The sequence below is a fragment of the Salinisphaera sp. SWV1 genome, assembly GCF_052044155.1.
Taxonomy (GTDB): Bacteria; Pseudomonadota; Gammaproteobacteria; order Nevskiales; family Salinisphaeraceae; genus Salinisphaera.
Map to the genome: position 1 here is coordinate 99,484 of NZ_JBQDYE010000002.1, position 21,150 is coordinate 120,633.

Below are 21,150 nucleotides of genomic sequence, written 5' to 3' on the forward strand. Positions count from 1 at the left end.
AGACGGTTTGATGGTAAAACTCCGAAGAAGCGCCCGAGCGCTCATCGTCGCCTCAATGATGGCGACAGTCGGCATTCTGGCCGGCTGCGGCTCGAGCCAGCCCCAGGATGTGCATATTCGCGGCCGGCTTGCGCTTGCGGGCGATGGCAAACTCCCGAATCATGCCAGCGCGCGTATCAGCCTGATCGAGCACGATGTCGGCGGCGGCGAGAATCGCATTGTGGCCGAGCGCACGCTGCACGATCTGGGCAAACTGCCGGTCAGCTTCAATATTTCGGTCGGATCCGCGTTGCTCGGCAGCGGCGGCCAGTACGGTCTATCGGCACAGATCATGGACAAGGGGGGCGACGTGCGTTGGCAAACGCCCGTACCCCAGGCCGTCACGCCGCGCGAACAACGAAAGCCGGCGCTGCTGATGCTGCAGGCGAACGACTCCGCTGCGGGCGGGGATTTCCGGCATTATCGATGCGATGACGATTTCCGCTTCGATATGACCAACACCCCCAAGCAAGCCGTATTGCACATGGGCAAGCGGCAGATCACCCTGGACGCCAGGAAAGACAGCGGCGCGCATACGGCCGTCTACGCCGACGATCACGGTGACCAGCTTACATTTGGCCACGACAAGATCACGCTCAATATCGATGGCGCGAGCCACATGAACTGCGTGGCACAGGGCAAGATCCCAACGCCCCCCGGCAACGGCAATCCCGGCCCCGGGCAGGCCCCGGACGACGATTCGGGTGCCGGCCACCAGGCAAAGACCCCGCGTTCGTCATCGTCGCGCGGCGACAGCCCGTAGCCGCACCGGCGCGGCTGCCCCGTACACGCGCCGAAGCGCATTACGGCGCGGTCGGCGCTCCGGACTTCCGCGCTTTGATCTGAATCAATATCTCGCCGGCACGATCGATGACCATGGTGGCGTCGTTTACGCTTACACGGAGTCTCAGGTGGAAGTCGCGCGGTTCTGCGAAAAGAACGTGGTCACCACACCCCGGCATACCCGTATCCGTGATGCCGCGGCGCTGATGCGCAAATACCACGTCGGCTCGCTGGTCATTGTCGAATCCGACGAGAAGGAGTCGGCGCTGGTGGGCGTCGTGACCGATCGGGATCTGGTGATCGAAGTGCTGGCTCAGGACGTACCGATCGATTCGCTCGCGGTTGGCGATATCGTTCAGACGCCTATCGAAACCATCGATGAATCGGCCGACATCTGGGAAGCGATGGAATGCATGGCTGAACTGGGGGTGCGGCGACTGCCGGTCGTGGACGCCGAGTGCTATCTCCGCGGCATCATTACGCTGGACGACATTCTCGAGTGGTTTGCCGAATCAATGGATCGGATGCGTACCCTGGTCGGCAACGAAATCTGGCAGGAGACACGCGCCCGCCGTTAGCGTGCGAGCTCGGAAGCGGACGAGGGTCATGCGGTCGGACGGGTGGTTACCGGGCGACCCCGGTCTTTGTGTGCATACCGCAGGATCGCTTTCTCGATTTCCACCAGAAACAGCACTGACGACGCGGTGAGAGTAAGCCCGATCCAGGATAGCGCCCCGATGCCTCGTGTATCGAACAGCAATTGCAGGGGCGGGGCGTAGGTAAACAGGGCCTGGAGCGCCAGGGTGGCCACCGCCGCCGCCGGAACGTAACGATTGCCGATGAATCCTTGCCAGCTGAGTGACCGATTCACGATGAAACGGCTGCTGAACAAGTAGAAGATCTCGAACATGACCAGCGTATTGACCGCGACCGTCCGCGCCTGGTCCAGTGGCAAGCTGCGGTCGATCGCGTAGATGAACTGCGCGAACGTCCCAGCCACAATAACGAGCGTGACAAAGACGATGCGCCACACCAGCAGGCCGTTGACTATGGCGTCGCGGGCGCCGCGCGGACGCCTGCGCATCAGATCCTGCTCTGGCTGCTCGAAAGCCAGCGCCAGCCCAAGCGTGGTGGCCGTAATGGTGTTGACCCAGAGAATCTGCAGCGGCGTCAGCGGCAGGGTCAGGCCGAACAGGGTGGCCAGAACGACCACCATTGCTTCCGCCAGCCCGGTCGGCATTATGTAGAGTACCGATTTTCGGATGTTGTCGTAGACGGTACGGCCCTGTTCGACAGCGTCGGCGATCGAGACAAAATTATCGTCAGTCAGGATCACGTGCGCGGCTTGCCGAGCAGTATCCGTACCGCGTCGACCCATCGCTATGCCGACTTCGGCCTGTTTCAGGGCCGGCGCGTCGTTGACCCCGTCTCCGGTCATGGCCACGATGCACCCTCTGGCCTGCAACGCCCTGACCAGGCGGAGTTTGTGCTCGGGGGTGGTGCGAGCATAGACGTCAGCCGTGCGCGTACTTTCCTGGAGCGACTGTTCATCCATGGCATCGATATCGGTGCCGCTGAGCACCGGAGCGGTTTGACCGAGACCGAACTGCGCGCCGATAGCTCGAGCCGTAGCGGCGTGGTCGCCGGTGATCATCTTGATGTCGATACCCGCCGCACGGCAGCGCTGGACCGCTTCGATTGCCTCCGGTCGTGGCGGATCCTGGATGCCGACCAGGCCCAGCAGCACGAGATCCGAATCGAGATCGTCGGACCGCAGGCCCGCCGTGTGGTGTGCGACTTCGCGCTGCGCTATGGCGAGCGTACGCTGGCCGGTGTCGGCGAGCGCGGTCAGATGGCCCGTCCAATAATTCGCATCCAGCGGCTCAGGCAGGCCGTTGCGCATTTGCGCGGTGCATCGAACCACGACAGATTCCGGCGCGCCCTTGAGCGTGATCCACCCGGTGTCCTGCTGATCGCGGTGAAGCGTCGCCATGAACCGGCTTTCCGACTCGAACGGCATGATGTCGAGTCGCCGATACGCGGCCCGGATGGCATCGACATCCTGACCGGCCTTGGTGGCGAGCGTCAGAAGCGCGCCTTCGGTCGCACTGCCAACCACGTGCCAGTCTGGTTGCGATTTCAGTTCAGCGTCGTTGCAGAGCACGGCCGCCGTGAGCAAACGAGCCAGATCGGCTGCCACATCGGCCAGGGGGCGATGTGTCGCCGATTGAATGGTTCCCATCGGTGCATAGCCGTCACCGTCGACCGTGAGCCGGTCACCGGCCAGCACGACGCAGCGAACCATCATCTGGTTGTAAGTCAGTGTGCCCGTCTTGTCCGAGCAGATCACGTCGACGGCGCCGAGTGTTTCCACCGCATAGAGACGACGAATGATCGCGTTGCGTCGCGCCATGCGTTGTACGCCGATCGCCAGTGTGATCGTGATCACCGCGGGCAGGCCCTCCGGTATCGCCGCCACCGCCAATGCGACAGCGGCGAGGAAGAGTTCTTCGAAGCTGCCGCTGCGCCCCAGCCAGCCGATGCCGAATGTCACGATCGCCAGCAACAGGATGCCGACCGTGAGTTTGAGCGATAGATCGGACATCTGGCCCATTAATGGCGTGCGTGTTTCGTTGATATCCTCCGCCAGCCGCGCGATACGACCGATCTCGGTCCGGGCACCGGTGGCAATCACGATGCCGATGGCACGACCTTGTGTGAGGTGCGTACCGGAATAGACCATGTTGCTGCGCTCGGCGAGCGGTGTTTGCATTGGCACCGGATCCACGCTCTTGGCCACCGGGGCGGATTCGCCGGTCAAGGGGGACTCGTCGACCCGTACCTGGTGCGCTCGCAACAGCCGAAGATCGGCCGGCGCGCAGTCGCCGGCATTCAGGCGCACGATATCCCCCGGCACGATCTCCCGGGTCGGCACGCGCTGCAGTCGCCCCGCGCGGATGACGACGGCCTCGAGCGAGAGCAGCGCCTGAATGGCCCGCAACGCCTTCTCGGCGCGACCCTCCTGAAAGGCGCCGATCAGCACCATTATCAAGACCACGCCGAAAATAACCCCGGAATCCACCCAGTGCCGAAGGAACAACGTGGCCACGCCGGCGCTCATGAGCACGCAGATCAGCAGATTCCGGAATTGACGACCCAGTCGCCGTAACGCACTTTCCGGCGGGGGGATCGGCACACTGTTCTCGCCGTAGCGAACGAGTCGGGCCTGCGCCTGGGCTGGCGAGAGGCCCTCGGGCGCAGTCTCGAGGGCCTGCAACGCATGTTCGCACTCAAGCTCGTGCCAATTCGATGAGTCCATGAGTAATCAGCCCGACGTGGTCTTGCGATGCGGCGCAAAAGTGCGGGGCGGTCCTGTCGATGCATTGCGCTGTGCGTCTTCGTACGGAACCGCGACTCAGTCACAGGCCCGACTCGCCCCTTTTCACGCTAACGGGTTTCGGAGCGAGGGCATTGATTGAAGTCAAGCCGCTCCCGGCACTACCTGGCGGCCGCCCGATTTGCATGCTGCAGATCGTACTGACGGCGAATGAGGTTGCATATCGCGCACGATGATAGACCTCCGATAATGGTTACTGGCCGAACAGCTGCATGTCGGCCAGCGCTATCTCGATGCCGTCGGCCGCCGCGTCAATATCCATGTGGCAGTAAGCACGCACCTGGTCCGGGCACGTCGCGCGGCCAAACAAATCGTGCGAATAGCCGCGCAACTACCGACCGACTGGCCGGCGTTCAGGGCGAGCCGGCGATACGGTGAGGTCCGCCAGGAACTCGAAAGGGCGACGGAAACGCATTAAAAGTGCCCGACACCCACTTTCCCGATAGTCGCTTCGCCCAGATGGATGGTTTCGAGCCCTTCCTCGAACGACGCGAACGACTGCTGCAGCACCCGGTGGCCCGGCCAGTGGTATTCCACGCGTGCTTCGGTCGGACGATAGACTGCGGTATAGAGCGTGCCGAAGGCCCGCTCGTAGCGGATGCGATGAATCGGGGGCTCCAGGAAGCGGTTCACGAATCGGCTTTCGGTTTCGCTCGGATCGGCCAGGCGCTCTTCGAGGAAGGCGCGGCGCTCGATGCTCGCGCTCATACGGGCGTAGGCCGGCCACTCGATGCGATCCTGATGGTTGGTGCTGACCGGCGACCGCACGAAGCGTGGCTTGCGATCGGGGGCCAGATACGCGGTGACGAATATGCCGGCGCGATCCAGCAGTGTCAGGTTGTATGTCATGTGGACCGGGACACGCCGCAACACGAAACAGGCCTCACGGACGTTGTCGCATGTTTCCAGTATGTAGCGCAGCACCAGCGGCACGCCGAAACCGTCGCCCGTGGTCTTGCGCCCGCCGAACGCGAGCGAGATCGCGAGTCCGGCATCGTTGATGCCGTCCAGTACGCCCCAGAGACAATCGCTGATCGCGATGACCGGGCGCAACCAGCGGGTTTTCAGCAGTGCCCATTCAAACAGAATGGGGCTGTAGTCGTAATTGCGAATCAGCGCCGGCTCGGGCCCGGCCCATACCGCCTGCGAGCACCCCAGCAGATAGGGCGGCGGGCGATAGAAGCTCAGAAAACGCGCCGCGAGATCGCCGCCGCCGGCGAGATCCACCAGTTTGTCGTAGGTCGACAACAGCTCCGGCATGTACGCGCGGAGGTTTCGCAACGAAGTCATATAGCCCGGACGCGCGCGTTCGCCTTCGGAAAGAAACCACGTCTGATACGGCGGCCAGTGTGCGTCGAAAAGGGCCTGCCATTTGGCGCCCGGTTCGTCTTCCTCGATCGAGGCCAGGTGAAACGTGCTCGGTATATGGGCCATGGGCGAAGTCGGCGTGCTCATCCCGGGAACCTCTGTTCGGACCGGCGTCGGCCGTGGTGAATGGGGAAGACGCGCCACGCCGGCACATGATGCCTCGTCCTGGCATAACGCGACCGACACTCGGTCCGTGTTCGGGGCGAAGCAAGGCGTTCTCGCGACGGGCGGATCGATCGGCCCGTCGCGCTTTTACTCAACCTGCGCCGCGGCGCGGGCGCCGCTACAACAGCTTGAAAGAGCCCGGTACAGGATGAGCTTTCAAGGCACCCGGCGCGAGGTGCCCCTGGTTCTCGGCGCTGGCAGCCGATGCCTGGAAATGCGACTTGATCCCGTCAATCCAGGCACGAGCGCGCGGGTTGAGTTCGAAATCGTCATTCATCAGGCGTCCGCGCGTCACCAGTATGCCCAGATCCGCGCCTTCGTACCAGTAGTCGCCGACACCGGCGATGCGCACGAACAAGGCCTCGGCCTCGCTTTCCACATGGTAACGATGGGTGTCATAGCGTGAGAAGCTGATTTGGCCGTCCGCATCCATGCGCCAGATGCCGGTCGGTGGCGCCTGGGTGATGACGCCGACCGCATCCGCCGTGTGCTTGAGTACCAATTGGCCCCAGGAGTCGATGTTGTCCGGCTCGGCCCAGCGCCGATTGATTTCATCGACGTCGAGCGTGTAATCCACGTCCATCCACTCCAGCAGATGAAACATGAACAACGGCATGTCCGACAACGAAAACGCGGCGTGGTTGGTAATGGAGCTGGCACCCGTGATGCGCGGATTCATCTCGCCGAGATAGAGCTTGTCGGTATCGCGATCGATCAGGAAGTCCAGCTCGAAATAGCCGAGATAGCCCTCGCGCTTGAGGCATTCGCCCATCGCCAGGGTGGCGTCGCGCGCCTGATCCCGCAGATCCGCGTTGAAGGCGTTGGCGAATATCTCGTTACCGCACCAGCCCCCTTCATAGGGCGTGAGCTCGGGAAAGCCCACCAGCTCGGTCATGATCGGGGCCACGATTGTGCCGTGCCGCGTGACGCAGGCTTCGACGGCGGTGCCGCGGGGCTTGATGCGTTTCATGATCTTGACGTCGCCGGCGCCGACGATCTCGTCGGCGTGCTCGGCCCAGTCTTCCTCATCGGAGATCATGAAGGTGGTATGCCCTGAGTCGCCGAACGCGGTCTGCACCACGAGATCCGGCCCCAGGTCCGCGGCAAGCCGGCGCAGGTCGTCATAGGAGTCCACGGCGGCCATCACGTTGGGAACGCAGTCGATACCTGCAGCTTCCGCGATTCGGGTGGTCACCAGCTTGTCGTCCAGATGCTGGCGCAGACGGGCCGGTGGCAGGCAGACTTCCAGATCCAGTTCGCGGGCGAGTCTCTCGGTGTTTTCGTCGAACATCAGGAACAGCGCCTTTCCGGGCCCGCGACTGCGGACGTAATCGGCCACGGCCTTGTGTTCGAGCAGATAGTTGTTGATGTCCTCGATGCTCTGGAACTCGGTATGCGCGATTTCCGGCGGCACGAACAGATTCGGGTGCTGGCCGTCGAAGCAATCGATGTAATTGATGTACTTGAAGTGATGTACCCATTCATCCGCGCCCAGCAGGTTGAAGTTCGTCGCGCTGATGAAATAGATCGGCGTGTCGTTGCGCCGGAAGAACCGCCGGATATCGGACAGGCCGTGGAGCGTCCGGGTCGACTGGACAACGGGCGCGGTGTTCTGATTCTCCATGGCTGTCTCCCTGGTTATGGATTGTCGTTCGGCGGCGTATCGGTGTCGGATACGACGCTGGAGTAGGCGCCTGATGACGCGCCATCGGATGCTTCTGAACCGGCATTGATACATATGCGCTCAGGCTTTTTCAGTGGCCCCAGTGAGTCGAGATAGGGCGATTGGGCGCCCGCCTGATAAATCGCGAATTCGACCGGTTTGTCCCGAAAACTCTTCAAGGGTTGCCCAAGACTCAGCAAACCTCGTTCGCGCGATCGGCGTACGGTATCGAAGTCGATTTCCAGCGGGATGAATTCCTCACTGCTGCCGGCCTGATGAAGCACCTGGCCGTGCGGGCTGCATACGATGGAGCGGCCGTAGCCACCGGCGCCGAGACCGTTGATATCGAACAGGTAACACTGATTGACCGCGGCGTTGGCACGCGTGATCGAAAGTTCCACATCGCGGTCGATGGATGAGGTCAACGTCGGACGCAGAATCACCTCGGCCCCCATGCTGACCAGTGTCCGGGTGACTTCCGGAAACCAGGTGTCGTAGCAGATCGTCATGCCGAAGCGGCCCACCTCGGGCACGTCGAATACGAAGAACTCGTTGCCCGGCGTGATGCCCTGTTCGTAGGGCTCGAACACGAACATCTTTCGGTAGCGACCGACGACATGGCCGGTCGGGTCGATGACTGACGCCGTGTTGTAGATGAGGCCGTCGTCGGCCCGTTCGAACATCGAGCCGGTCACCAGCCAGATCTGGTGCTTGGCGGCGGCTTCGGCCAGCGCGGTTTCCGCCGAGCCGGGCAGGGCCTGCGCTTTCGACGGCAGCGGGCCGCAGGCGGCAAGCTCGCTGAACGTCACCATCTGCACCCACGGATAAACCGCCATGAGCGCGTCGATGCGATTTTTCATGCCCTCGACGTTGCTCTGCGTTGCCGAGACGTACATCTGAATGCCTGCAATGGCGAATGGCGTCATATGCCTCTTCTTTTAAAAAGTTCGGTTGATAATCTGAAGGGTAAACCAAGAGTGTGGGTCACGTCCCGGATCGGCGCCGCGATCACGCGACCGACGCGTGTGCCGAGGGCCCGAAGTACTGCAAACATCGCCCGACACGGCACTCCCGGGCCGGCGAAAATAGTTTCGCCGGGCCAGCACGCCGAGCGTCGCGCGCCTGTCGCAGCGCAGACCGATGCCGGTGCGCCTCGAAACCGGATCGTCTGTGGTCTTCTCATGCCGGATGCTCCGCGGCGCGCGCGAGCGCCTGCTCGTTGAAGATCAGCAGGCCCAGTTCGGGCCGGTAGCCGTGCACTTCCTTGACATCCAGCGCGGTGAGGAAATCGATGATTTCCTGGCTGATCACCTGGCCTGGCACGAGTACCGGAAAACCCGGCGGATAGGGGATGACGAAACTGGCCGAAACGACTTCGCGGCCGTCCTGCAACTCGCGCTGCAGGGCACCGTTGTCGAAGCGCAGATAATCGGTATTGTTGTCGTCGTAGCTCAGGAAATACGCACGCCGGATATCCCCCTCGGGCGTCGTGCTGTCGGGCCAGGGCCGGAACGCGTCGTGAAAACGACTGAAATCGGGCAAAGGCGGCAGTTCGCGGGTCAATGAGTGGATCCGGTGCTCGATCACCTTGCGTTCGCTGCGGCCACTGTCTTCCCAGCGGCGCTCGAAATCCTTGGCCAGCCGGATGAGGACATCGATCAGGTAGGCGATCGAGCTGCGCGAAGTCCCGATGTTGGTCATGAACAGCACGGTATTGCGCGAGGTCTTGTTGATCTGGATGCCGAACTGGTTCATCAGGTAGTCGGTCCGGAACTGGTCGCCGTCGACCCCGGTATTGCCGATCGCGATGGTCACCCGGGTCGGGTCGACCACGAACTCGTCCTGTGCCCAGGCCTCCTCCATCTGATGCCAGCCCCGATGGCGGTCGTAGAAGGTGTGCACGCCCGACTGGCGATATTCGGGCGGGATCATGTCGCCGTTCTTGAGGACCTCGAAATACTTCTTGAGCAGGGGATGGCTGTACAGTTGCTCGCGTAGCGACAGTGCCGTTTCGATCTGCGAATTGACCAGTTCGAAGCCTTCCATCTCGGCCTGCATGCGTCCCACGTCAAGCGACGCCAGAATCTGGTAGTTCGGCGAGGTCGACGTATGCGTCATGTAGGCTTCGTGGAAGGTGGACTCCACCTTCTGGCGAAAGTCCTGATCGTAGATATGGATCATCGAACCCTGACGCAGTGAGGTCAGCGTCTTGTGGGTGGAGTGGGTTGCATAGACCCGAATGCGCACCTGATCCGGATCCGGTCGCAGACGCTGCTCGAGCCAGGTTGCGTCATCGTCCGGGTCGAGCGCGTCGAAGCGTGCTTTCCAGGCGGCATATTCCCGGCGATAGGCGGTGCTGCGATAACGATCGCGCAGGGTGCCGGCGGCGTTCATCGCCGTGCGGGGGCGATAGGTCGGGTTGAATGTGGCAAAGGCAAACCACGCTTCGTCCCAGAGGAACATGAGGTCGGGCTTGATAGCCAGACACTCTTCCATCACCCGCCGCGTGTCGTAAACGATGCCATCGAAGGTGCAGTTGGTCAGCAACAGCATCTTGACCTGGTCGAGCCGGCCCGCGCGCTTGTATTCCAGCAGCGTCTTCTTGATCGTCTTCAGCGGGACGGCACCGTACATCGAGTAATCGTCGAGCGGATAGGAATCCAGATAGCTCGCGTAGGCGCCGGTCAGTACCAGGCCATAGTGATGCGACTTGTGGCAGTCGCGGTCCACCAGTACGACATCGCCGGGCTTGACCAGCGCCTGCACCACGATCTTGTTTGCCGTGGAGGTGCCGTTGGTGACGAAGAAGCTCTCGCGCGAGCCGAACGCGCGGGCGGCGTATTCCTGCGCGCGCTTGATCGGCCCGTAGGGTTGCAGCAGTGAGTCGAGCCCGCCCGAGGTCGCCGATGTTTCCGCCAGAAAGATGTTGATGCCGTAGAAGTCGATCATCTGGCCGGCCCAGTGGGACCGGGTGATCGACTTGCCCCGCGAGATGGGCATGGCATGAAAAACGCCGGTGGGCTTGCGGCTGTATTCCCGCAGGGCGTCGAAGAATGGCGTGCGATAGCGGTTGTCGATTGCCCGCAGGATGGTGTGGTGCTGCTCGATGTAGTCGGTTTCGCGATAGAAGATACGGGTGAAGTAATCGATATCGCGGCTGGCGGTGGACTCCACTTCGCCATTGGTCACCAGGAACTGATCGATTTCCGGACGCAGCTGGTGGATCATGGCGCCCAGCTGGATGCTCCGCTCGGAAGCCGGCTGGTTTTCCAGATCCATTTCCGACAGGCCTTCCAGCGTCCGCCGAATGGCGCTGAGGTTGTATTTCGACTTGTAGGGAAACTCGTAGCGGATCAGGCACGCTTGGATATTGGGGTTGATCAATACGGCGATCAGCGCATCCTCGAAGCTGCGTACCGTGACCACGTCATAGACAAACCGATCTTCTTCACGGCGCATGCGGTAGAAGGCGTCGCGCACCACCTCGTCCTCATCGGCCGACAGATTGTCGACAAGCAGCACTTCGAAGTAGGGCTGGGCCGAGGAGTTGAACCCGGGGTGGCCGCGCCGGAAGCGGGCCAGGGCGTCGTGGTTCTCGATATCCTCGGCGTCGGTATCGCTCAGGTCGATCGGCCGGCGCCGATACGACTCGCTGACCAGTGCGCGCACAAGACGGTTGACCACCTTGTCGAGCTGGGCGTATTGCCGCTGGTTGAACAGCGACCACAGATGGCGAAAGTCTTCGCTGGAAGGAAAGGCGTGATAATCCTCGATAATCTCGAGCCGCGTCAGCTTGATGCCGATCGCCTTGACCAGCCTGCGGGTCTGACGCGGCTTGTCCGAGCGCAAGACATCGGCCAGATCATGTGTCAACGCGTTCCAGGTATCGGAACGCAGATGCGAAATCTTGTGATAGAAGCCCAGCGCGGTGTGCGGCGCTTCGGTTCGAGTCGTTGTTGTCATGACGCTACCGTATTTGATTCGCAGTGGTTCCGGCAGACCGGACGGGCGCGCACCCTTGAGTTCCGGGAATTGACCCGGGCGACGGCAACCAGCCGAACGCCCACGGCAGACGTGAAAACCGGGCGATCGATCCCGAACCGCGCGCGCCGGACGGCGTGGCCGGTATCCGTCTCGGCTGACACCCCCCGATCCTTATTCGGACGCGGCAATCAGGCTGGCATTACCGCCGGCGGCCGTCGTGTCCACACATAAATGACGCTCGATGACGAACCGCTGGTCCAGGGTATGTTCCGTGATCAACGGCAGCAATGCACCATCGCGCCTGGCGAGCGCAACGCGGTATTCGCGCAGCAGCGGGCTCTGGGCGCAGCTCACGACCGCCTGAAAACCGCGCGCATCGACCAGCGCCTCGGGCGCCAGCTGTCCGGCCATGCCGACGATCGGCAGACCGGCTTTCGCCGCCCTGGCAACCTGTTCGTCCAAGCCCGGGGCGATCACGGCTACCTTGTTGCCCTGTGACAATGCCGTGGCCGCCTGTTCGAGTGCGGTGTCCCGATCCGGACCGAGACACAACACAACGCCGCGGGCGTGATGCGACAGACGATTGAGTTCACCGGTCGGACCGGGCATCTGTTCATCCTGGGCATCCAGCGGCGCCGGCACATCGCCAAAGATCGGCGTCAATGCCTCGATACGCGCCTCCGGCTTTGGCGCCGTAAGCGAATCGAGCTTGTCGATCAGGCCTTGCAGTTCCTTCGCCTCGATCTTTTTACCGCCGGCATCGGCCGCCACCTCGGTCGTCTCGCCCTGCATGAAGCGGCGGACGTATTGTGGCCCACCCGCTTTCGGCCCGGTGCCCGACAGGCCTTCGCCGCCGAACGGCTGGGAGCCGACGATCGCCCCGATCTGATTGCGATTGACGTAGACATTGCCGACCTTGATGCGGCTTGAAATGCGATCGACACGGCGGTCCACGCGCGTATGGATGCCGAACGTCAGGCCATAGCCCTTCGCATTGACCGCATCCACGACCTTATCGATATCCTTGGCGGCAAACGTGGCCACATGCAGTACCGGCCCGAACACTTCCTCTTCGAGTTCCTCGATGCCGCTGACCTTGATTACGGCCGGCGACACAAACGTCCCGTTTCCGGGGGCCGGTACTTTCTTCAGCAACTGGCCCTTGGCCTCGAAGTTGGCGCAGTGATCGGCGATTTTCTTGCGCGCGGCCTCGTCGATCACCGGGCCGACATCGGTCGACAGCAGCCAGGGATCGCCGATACCCAGCTCATCCATCGCGCCGTAGAGCATTTCCAGCAGATTATCCGCAATGTCTTTCTGCACATACAGCATACGAAGCGCGGAACAACGCTGCCCGGCGCTCTGGAAGGAGGAGGCCAGCACATCGCGGACGACCTGTTCGGGGAGGGCGGTCGAATCGACAATCATGGCGTTCAGCCCGCCGGTTTCCGCCACCAGCGGGGCATCCGGCGCCAGGTTTTCGGCCATCACCTTGTTGATTCGCTGCGCCGTTGCCGTCGACCCCGTAAAGCAGACTCCGGAGACGCGAGCGTCGGATGTCAGCGCCCCACCCACGGTGGCACCGCTGCCCGGCAGCAGCTGAATCACGTCTTCGGGAATGCCGGCCTCGTGCATCAACGCCACGGCGCGCGCGGCCAGTAGCGAGGTCTGTTCGGCCGGCTTGGCCAGAACCGCATTACCGGCCACCAGATTCGCCATGATCTGGCCGGTGAAGATGGCCAGCGGGAAGTTCCATGGGGAGATACACACCATGACGCCGCGCGCGTGACCACTGTCCCGGTACCGCACACCTTCATTGGCATAGTACAGGGCGAAATCCACTGCCTCGCGGATCTCGGCAATGCCGTCCAACAGGGATTTGCCGGCCTCCCGGGTCGCCAGCGCGAAAAGCTCGTGGGCGTTGGCCTCGTACAGGTCCGCGACTTTGCGCAGGCACTGCGCCCGCTCCTCGGCTGGGCGTGCAGACCAGGCTTTGAAACCTTGCTGGGCCGCGGCAATCGCGGTGTTTACGTCGTCTTCGGAGGCCTGCGTGACATGGCCCACCGTGTCTTCCGGATTCGCCGGGTTGCGCACGGTCTGGACCTCGGTTCCCGATACCTCGCCGGCAATGACCGGGCCGCCGTGCCAGCGGTGGTCGCGATAGGCATCGCGCCCGGCATCGATGTCCTTTACCGTGACCGGGTCGGTGATATCCCAACCCTTGGAATTGCGGCGCTGGGCCCCGAACAGCTTGAACGGGTGAACAATCGCCTTGCTGGAAATGTTGTTTCCCATCGCCTTGACGGCATCGACCGGATCCTTGGCGATCTCTTCCGGGGTAATGCTTTTATCGACAATCTGGTTGACGAATGAGCTGTTGGCCCCGTTTTCCAGCAGGCGACGCACCAGGTATGCCAGCAAATGCTTGTGCGGGCCGACCGGCGCATAAATCCGACAAGGTACGCCACTGACTTTCAGCACCTCGTCGTGCAGGGATTCGCCCATGCCATGCAGGCGTTGGAACTCGTAGTTATCCACGCCCTTGCGCTTGGCCAACTCGAGAATCGAGGACACCGAATGGGCATTGTGGGTGGCGAACTGGGGATAGATGCGGTCGGTCATGTTCAGCAGCTTGGTCGCGCACGACAGGAACGACACATCACTGCAGGCCTTGCGGGTGAATACCGGAAAACCGTTCAGCCCCATGGTCTGGGCGCGCTTGATTTCCGCATCCCAGTAAGCCCCCTTGACCAGACGCACCATGAAGCGCCGATCGTATTTTTGCGCCAGGGCATAAAGCCAGTCGAGGACGAAGGCGGAGCGCTTGCCATAGGCCTGAACCACGACGCCGAAACCGTCCCAACCGTTCAGTTCAGGATCCGACACGATGGCTTCGATCACATCGAGAGACAGGTCGAGCCGGTCTTGTTCCTCGGCGTCGATGTTGAATCCCATATTGACCGCCGCCGCTTTTTTCACCAGCTCGCGGGCGCGCGGCAGAAGCTCGTTCATCACCCGTTGTTTGTTGCCGTATTCGTAGCGGGCGAGCAGGGCGGACAGCTTGACCGAAATGCCCGGATTCTTGCGCACATCGCCTTTACAGGCTTTTGCAATGCTGTCGATCGCGTTGGAATAGGACTCGAAATAGTGTTTGGCGTCGTCGTCGGTGCGCGCCGCTTCGCCCAGCATGTCGTAGGAGTAGGTGTAGCCCTTGGCCATGTACTCCTTCGCTTCGCGCTGTGCCTCGTCGATGTTCCGGCCCAGGACGAACTGGCGCCCCATCTCCTTCATCGCCTGGCCCGCGACGGTGCGGATCACCGGCTCGCCGAAGCGCTTGACCAGCCTGCGAAGCGTATCTCCCACGCTGTTGTGTTCGGCGTCCTTGAGCAGATTGCTGGTCATCAGCAACGCAACGGTCGCGGTATTGATCAGCGAAGACGACGCCTTGCCGCGGTGCGTGCCCCAGGCGCCGGAGCTGATCTTGTCCTCGATCAGGTCGTTGATGGTGGTGTTGTCCGGCACCCGCAGCAGCGCCTCGGCGAGACACATCAACGCGACGCCTTCCTTGGTGGTCAGCCCATACTCCGCCAGGAACTTCTCCATGATGGTGGGCTGCGCGTTCTTGCGGACACCGCGCACCAGATCCGCCGCACGGGCCGAAATGGCCTCACGCTCGGCCGGCGTCAACTGAGCCGCCGCAATCATTTCGTGAATCACCGTGTGTTCGTCCGCGAGGTAATAGTCGCGTATCGCCTGCCGGCTATCGACGAGCTCGGGTGTCTCTGACTGTTGCGCTCTCATGGTTTTACCCTCGTGGTTAGGCGTCGCGCCAGCGTACCGGCGGGATCGACAAAGGCTATTACCCGTGACGAACCCGGCAAGCGTGCCTTTTTATCTTTAGCACGACCCAAGCATTCATGAATACGCCAATAGCCTCATGAGGCCACGAGGGGCCATCGACGAATCGGATCGCAGCAAGCTTATTTTACGCTCAGGGATAACATCGCGTACCGCCACCGTGGTGGTTAGCGGTAACGCCTGAGCTTGGCAGCCTCGCTCGGGTTCGACACGAAGTGCCATCGGCAATGGTTAAAGCAAGGCCCGTGCCGCGTATCGACGGCTGACGGTAACAGAGCGCCACGTGGGTTATTCGTAATACCTGCGAATACGCACGGGCAAAACAGGAAGGGGCGGGGGTTGGGTCGCACACTCGCGCCAGGTCCCGAATCTCCTGGCGACGCCGCCACCGAGCCGAATGCGCATGCGACGGGCGCCGTTACCGCGCCGATTATCGCGTAAGTCTTCAGTCGGCAAGCGATGTCGCCGGCTCGGTCGCCCGCGGCGAGCGGCCAATCGGCGGCGCAGGCGTGGGCAGAACTCATTTAACGCCGCTGCGATCGCGCGATCGATCCGAACAGGGTGCCGATGCGCCGAGCGTAACCGGCGCGTCAACCCGGGGATCCGGGCCTCACGTCATGCCCAGAGCCGGTGCGCCTCTGACCGATGACCGGCCATATCGCGTCGATGATGCATCACGGAGCAAGGTCTTGTTCCGCCTATCAGCGCGGTAGTCCCGCGCGGCGCTGACGAAGCCAAGCGACCGTCGGACATAAAGCGGCAGCGCGTTGGCGCGAACGCATCGAGTCGTGCGATGACAGAATTCGATCGGCGCAACCATTGTGGTCGCGCCTTGGGCTGCCGCGTTTGGCCGTCGCGAGCAGCGATGCCCCTCCGATGCCGCACTATAGGGTGCCGCCGCATACGGCGGCACCCGAGCCGCGCCAACGCTCAGCCGTCCGTCGAGATCGTCACCGCCTCCCACGCATCGATCGCCTGCGCCGTGTCGGCGAGGCGGTCACGCACGAGTTTCAGGGCATCGCTGCCGAGCAGCAGATGCGCCGGCGGGGCGTCGGTATCGATGACGCGGAGCATGGCCTGCGCGGCTTTGGCTGGGTCGCCGAGCTGGTGGCCGCTCTTGTCTTTACGCGCCTGTCGGACCGGGTCGAATAGGGTGTCGTAATCGACGATGCTTCGCGGCGAGCGGCGCATCGACCGGCCGGCCCAGTCGGTTCGGAACGAGCCGGGCGCGACGGCGGTAACATGGATGTTGAACGGCGCCAGCTCCTGGCTCAGCGTGTCGGAAATGCCTTCAAGCGCGAACTTGCTGCCGCAGTAGTAGGCGATGCCCGGCATGGTGATATAGCCGCCCATCGAGGTGATATTGAGGATGTGGCCGCGGCGCCGGGCGCGAAACGACGGCAGCACGGCCTGGATCATCTCCACCGCGGCAAAGACATTCACCTCGAACTGTCGGCGCATCTCGTCGGTCGGGGATTCCTCGAGAATGCCTTCATGGCCGTAGCCGGCGTTGTTGACCAGCACGTCGATCGGCCCGAGCTCGCGGCTCACTTCTTCAACGACGGCGTGTATCGCCGGGGTGTCGGTCAGATCGAGTCGGCGTGCGTGGGCGCGGCCCGATTCGTGGGCCTCGAATGCTTGGGCGTCGTCCTGGCGCCGCACGGTACCGATGACGCGGTGCCCGGCTGCCAGGGCTTCGTCGGCCAGCGCGCGACCGAAGCCGCTGCTGACGCCGGTGATCAGGATAGTCTTGGTATGACTCATGATGGTGCGCTCCAATGGTGTGGGCTGATGCGGAATACAGACGCCACATGCTAGAGCGCGCGCTCGGTGGTTCGAACGCGGGATCGTATGGTTTGCTTGCCCAATCCTATGGCGGGGCCGTTTTTTGGGTCAGAGATCGTTCAGACTGTCGGCATACCGTCTTTTGACCGAGCGCGTTTGATGAACGATGGACACGCCGCAAACCGTGATCGGCAGCAACGGATCATCGAGCTGCTCGATCGTATGTCGCCGCTGGAAGGCTACAACCTGACCGCGCTGCCGGATGTTCGATTCCTGCGCTCGAATCGCGCTCTGCGCCAGGTCCCCGTTCTCTATGACCCGGGCATCGTCATCATCTTCCAAGGCCGAAAACGCGGGTACTGGGGCGACCGGACATACGTCTACGACGCACAGCACTACCTTGCCGTGTCGATTCCCGTGCCGTTCACGATGGAAACCGACGCCAGCGCCGAGGCGCCGTTGCTGGCGATCTATCTACATCTGGATATCTCGCTGGCCGCCGAACTGCTGCTGGAAATCGAGGCTCAGGGAATACGGGCGCCAAGGCCGCGCGGGATGTTTGCATCGCCCATGGAGCCGGCGATGTTCGATACGCTGGCGCGTTTTCTCGAAATCATGGCCTCGCCGGAGGACGCGCGAGTGCTCGGGCGGTCGATGGTTCGCGAGATCTATTTTCGGGTGCTTCAAGGCGATCAGGGCGGAACGATGCGCGCCGCGCTCGGGGCGGATTCGCCGTTCGGCCGCATCCGCCGCGCCATCCAGCGTATTCATACCGGCTACGCAGCCCGGATCACCGTGGACCAGCTGGCCCGCGAGGCGCACATGAGCGTTCCCACGTTTCATGCGCAGTTCAGATCGGCGACTGAAACCTCGCCCATGCAGTACGTGAAGACAGTCCGGCTACACCAGGCGCGGCTGTTGATGTTCCGCGACGATATGACGGCGGCCACCGCGGCGGCCGCCGTCGGATACGAGAGCCCGTCTCAATTCAGCCGGGAATTCAAGCGTTTGTTCAATCGCACCCCGAAGGCTGAACTGGTCTGGATGCGCGCATCGTTCGAACTGCCGCCGAGGGAATCGCCATCGATCTACGTGGCATCGCATTAGGCGACCGTGCGCCGTGCCTCGCTTCCAAGAGTTCAGTTGGCGCAATCAAATGCCTCTGCCACGATCATACGCTGTGCATAATGTATATTATGTTAAATTATGGATTCACCTCATTGTGTGCAACCCGGTTTGCCAATCCAAACTGCCACATCGGTCGTTGCCGCAAAAGCGCCAATCTACTGAGACAGATAGACGTTCGAGACCTTGGCCTTGTCTTCGGGTTCGACGTGGATGGTGACCGTACTGTCGGCTACTTCGTCCGCGATCGCCGCCTCGAGCCGGTCGCAGATCACGTGCGCGTCTTCGACCGACATGTCGCCCGGTACCACCAGATGAAAATCGATGAAGGTCCGCCGACCGGCATGGCGCGTGCGCAGGTCGTGCGCTTGATAGGCGCCCTGCGAGTGATGGAAAATCGCGGTGCGGATCCGTTCCAGTTCGGTCTCGGATACGGCCTCGTCCATCAAGCCGCCGACGGACTCGCGTACCAGTTGCCATCCGGACCATAGGATATTGATCGCGACCAGTATGGCGATCGCCGGGTCGAGCCAGAGCCAGCCGGTCAGCCCGACGAGTACCACGCCCGCGAACACGCCGATCGATGTCACCACATCGGCATAGAGGTGGCGACCATCAGCCGCAAGCGCCGGCGATTTCAAGCGGCGCCCATTGCGCATCAGAACGGCCGCCCACACCGCGTTCAGCACCGTTGCCACCGCGTTGAGCAACAATCCGTGCAAAGGCGCGTTCAAGGCATGAAGATTGAAGAAGGTCTGCCCTGCCTCGCGGAAGATCGCCAGTGCGGCGATCACGATCAACACGCCTTCGAGTACGGCCGAGAAATATTCGGCCTTGTGGTGGCCGTAGGGATGGTTTTCGTCCGCGGGCATGGCGCTGACGCGCAGGGCCACGACGGCCGCTCCGGCAGCGACGATATTGATGATGCTCTCGAGCGCATCCGAATACAGCGCCGCGCTGCCCGTAACGGCGTACGCCAGATATTTAAAAGCAAAGACAGCAATACCGACGATGACGCTGCCGAGGGCATAGCGGACGGTTGTGATCACGAGGCCGGTTTCGCGCTGGGAACGGCTGCGGATGATAGGGCCGAATGCCGGCGAATTGCAATTTGGACCTGTGGGGTCTTTTTCTATACCGCTGCCATTAAACTTTCATCTTTCTAAGTTCTCGCCATGTGGTACGGACGTACGGTGATCAGGCGACGCCATGCGATCTTATCCGGCCACGCATTCAATGCGGTTTATCGTCGCGGTTGGCGGCCGCATCGGGGCTGCTGGCCGGCCCGATTTTCTGCTGACTCAACTGTTCGCGCAGGCTGCCCAATTCGCTGAGCGTGGCAATGACATTCGCAAGACGCGCTTCGGGCCATTTGCGGACGTACGATGGCACGCTGCCATCGCCATTGCTCATATGCGAGTCGACGGCCAACGCATCGGTGAGATGAGCCTCGAAACGCTCGATGTCCGGCAGCACGGCGGCAAGCTCGCGGCGCGGCAGCGCGACGCCGCCGATGTCGATGTGCGAAGACGGCAGTGGATGGTCGTCGGTCGTCATATAGGGGCGGGCATCCATTGCTGTGATGATCAACGGCTGTATTCGGCGCGATCCGCGTTACGGCAGTCGCAGCGCGGCGATCAAAAGCGATCGCTGCGGAATGGCGTCATGTCGACCCGTGGCGATTCACCATCCATGAGTTCACCCAGCAGGCGGCCGGTGGTCGGCCCGAGCGTGAAGCCCTGATGGCCGTGACCGAAGGCGAACCACAGGTTCTTGTGGCGGTGCGCGGGGCCGATAATCGGCTTCATGTCCGCCATGCAGGGCCGCGCCCCCTTCCACGGCTCGGCTTCCTTGCGCGCACCGAGCTCGAACATTTCACGCGCGGCGGCTTCGGCTGCGGCAAGCTGGCCGAAGCGTGGCGGCGCGTCTAGGGTGTTGAGTTCGGCGCCGGTCGTCAGCCTCAGGCCGGCACGTTTCGGTGTGAGCAGATAGCCCTTCTCGAAATCCATCACACCGTAGTTGAGCGTGGTGCCCGCGGCCGCCTCATAGTGCATGTGGTAGCCACGCATCACAAACATCGGCACGCGATAACCCAGACGTGCCAGCCAGTCCGGCGACCACGGTCCGGTCGCCAGCACTAACGCATCGCCGTTGAGCTCGCCACGATCGGTACGCAACCGCCAACCGTCACCGTTGGTTTCCAGATCGCGGGCCTCGGCTTTCTCGATGCGACCGCCACGGCCGACAAAATCGTCGGCATAGGCTTTGACCAGCGCGCCCGGATCAATGACGGACCAGGCGTTGGTCCAGTGAATGGCGCCGATCGCATGCGCACTCAGGCTGGGCTCCATGGCGTGCAGCTGTTTTGCGTCGATCCGTTCGAAAGTCACGCCGAATCGGTCGCGAAAGTCGGCCGCCTGGGCCAGTTCGTCGTCGAACACGGAACGCGAGCGAAAGACCTGCAGCCACCCGTCACGCCGAATCAGGTTCTCGGCCCCCGCCGCCGTGAACATGCGCTCGTGTTCGGCCGTGCAGTGCACGATCAACGACGCATATTCCGGCACGATCCGGGCGAATGTCTTCGGCGCCGAGTAGCGCCAGTACTGCCATAGCGGATTCGCCTCGGCGAACATTGCGCCGGTACGGTAGCGAATATCGATGCTCCGATTGGGCAGTACACGCCAGATGTCCGACAGATCGCGCGGGAATGGATGGGGCTTGACCGCTTCGCGCTGAATCAACCCGGCGTTGCCATAGGATGTCTCGCGCCCGGGCTCGCGCCTATCGACGAGCGTTACCTGGCGACCCCGGGCCCGCAGATGCCACGCAATGCTGACGCCGACCATGCCGGCTCCGAGGATCAGGGTATGTCGCGACATGGCGGTGGCTGGGACGAGCGATGCAACAATGCTAAACCGCGTGCGGCGCCGGTCAAGCGCGGCGGTTGTATCGCCTGGCGACGAAGGCTAGCATGGGCCTGTCC

The 21,150-nt window shown here is 62.4% G+C and carries 14 protein-coding genes; 3 read left to right on the forward strand and 11 right to left on the reverse strand.

Annotated features, from left to right (window positions below; genetic code table 11):
• Positions 1-55: 55 nt before the first annotated feature.
• Entirely contained in the window at positions 56-802 is a 747-nt protein-coding gene (locus tag ACS8YF_RS01635; protein ID WP_440848476.1) for a YbaY family lipoprotein, read from the forward strand.
• A gap of 148 nt (positions 803-950) precedes the next feature.
• On the forward strand, positions 951-1,400 hold the full coding sequence (locus ACS8YF_RS01640) for a CBS domain-containing protein (protein WP_440848477.1): 450 nt from the start codon (positions 951-953) through the stop codon (positions 1,398-1,400).
• A 26-nt stretch (positions 1,401-1,426) separates the two neighbouring features.
• On the opposite strand, the gene ACS8YF_RS01645 is transcribed toward ACS8YF_RS01640, so the two are convergent.
• From ACS8YF_RS01645 to ACS8YF_RS01680, 8 genes are all read right to left on the reverse strand, one after another.
• Positions 1,427-4,141, reverse strand: a complete 2,715-nt coding sequence (locus ACS8YF_RS01645) for a cation-translocating P-type ATPase (RefSeq protein WP_440848478.1) — start codon at positions 4,139-4,141, stop codon at positions 1,427-1,429.
• 271 nt (positions 4,142-4,412) lie between these two features.
• The gene (locus ACS8YF_RS01650) at positions 4,413-4,550 is read right to left on the reverse strand and encodes a hypothetical protein (protein ID WP_440848479.1); all 138 of its coding nucleotides are present in this window, start codon (positions 4,548-4,550) and stop codon (positions 4,413-4,415) included.
• 83 nt (positions 4,551-4,633) lie between these two features.
• Positions 4,634-5,674 (reverse strand): C45 family autoproteolytic acyltransferase/hydolase, encoded by a 1,041-nt coding sequence (locus ACS8YF_RS01655; RefSeq protein ID WP_440848480.1) that lies wholly within the window; start codon positions 5,672-5,674, stop codon positions 4,634-4,636.
• 196 nt (positions 5,675-5,870) lie between these two features.
• Entirely contained in the window at positions 5,871-7,376 is a 1,506-nt protein-coding gene (locus ACS8YF_RS01660) for a biotin carboxylase (RefSeq protein WP_440848481.1), read from the reverse strand.
• 14 nt (positions 7,377-7,390) lie between these two features.
• On the reverse strand, positions 7,391-8,341 hold the full coding sequence (locus ACS8YF_RS01665; RefSeq protein WP_440848482.1) for a carbon-nitrogen hydrolase family protein: 951 nt from the start codon (positions 8,339-8,341) through the stop codon (positions 7,391-7,393).
• A gap of 253 nt (positions 8,342-8,594) precedes the next feature.
• A complete protein-coding gene (locus ACS8YF_RS01670; protein ID WP_440848483.1) occupies positions 8,595-11,378 on the reverse strand; it encodes an aminotransferase class I/II-fold pyridoxal phosphate-dependent enzyme in 2,784 nt (927 codons plus the stop codon).
• Positions 11,379-11,570: 192 nt separating this feature from the next.
• Complete coding sequence (gene putA / locus ACS8YF_RS01675; RefSeq protein WP_440848484.1) at positions 11,571-15,200, reverse strand: bifunctional proline dehydrogenase/L-glutamate gamma-semialdehyde dehydrogenase PutA; 3,630 nt, start codon at positions 15,198-15,200, stop codon at positions 11,571-11,573.
• Positions 15,201-16,187: 987 nt separating this feature from the next.
• Complete coding sequence (locus tag ACS8YF_RS01680) at positions 16,188-17,021, reverse strand: oxidoreductase (protein ID WP_440848485.1); 834 nt, start codon at positions 17,019-17,021, stop codon at positions 16,188-16,190.
• A gap of 180 nt (positions 17,022-17,201) precedes the next feature.
• On the opposite strand from ACS8YF_RS01680, the gene ACS8YF_RS01685 reads away from it, so the two are divergent.
• Positions 17,202-18,149 carry an AraC family transcriptional regulator gene (locus ACS8YF_RS01685; RefSeq protein ID WP_440848486.1) on the forward strand — a complete coding sequence of 316 codons (948 nt, stop codon included), beginning with the start codon at positions 17,202-17,204 and terminating at the stop codon, positions 18,147-18,149.
• Positions 18,150-18,325: 176 nt separating this feature from the next.
• Here ACS8YF_RS01685 and ACS8YF_RS01690 read toward each other — a convergent pair whose 3' ends face one another.
• The 3 genes from ACS8YF_RS01690 to ACS8YF_RS01700 form a co-directional block, all read right to left on the reverse strand.
• The gene (locus ACS8YF_RS01690) at positions 18,326-19,216 is read right to left on the reverse strand and encodes a cation diffusion facilitator family transporter (protein WP_440848487.1); all 891 of its coding nucleotides are present in this window, start codon (positions 19,214-19,216) and stop codon (positions 18,326-18,328) included.
• A gap of 184 nt (positions 19,217-19,400) precedes the next feature.
• The gene (locus tag ACS8YF_RS01695) at positions 19,401-19,742 is read right to left on the reverse strand and encodes a hypothetical protein (RefSeq protein WP_440848488.1); all 342 of its coding nucleotides are present in this window, start codon (positions 19,740-19,742) and stop codon (positions 19,401-19,403) included.
• A gap of 62 nt (positions 19,743-19,804) precedes the next feature.
• A complete protein-coding gene (locus ACS8YF_RS01700; RefSeq protein WP_440848489.1) occupies positions 19,805-21,046 on the reverse strand; it encodes an NAD(P)/FAD-dependent oxidoreductase in 1,242 nt (413 codons plus the stop codon).
• Between the last annotated feature and the right edge of the window lie 104 nt (positions 21,047-21,150).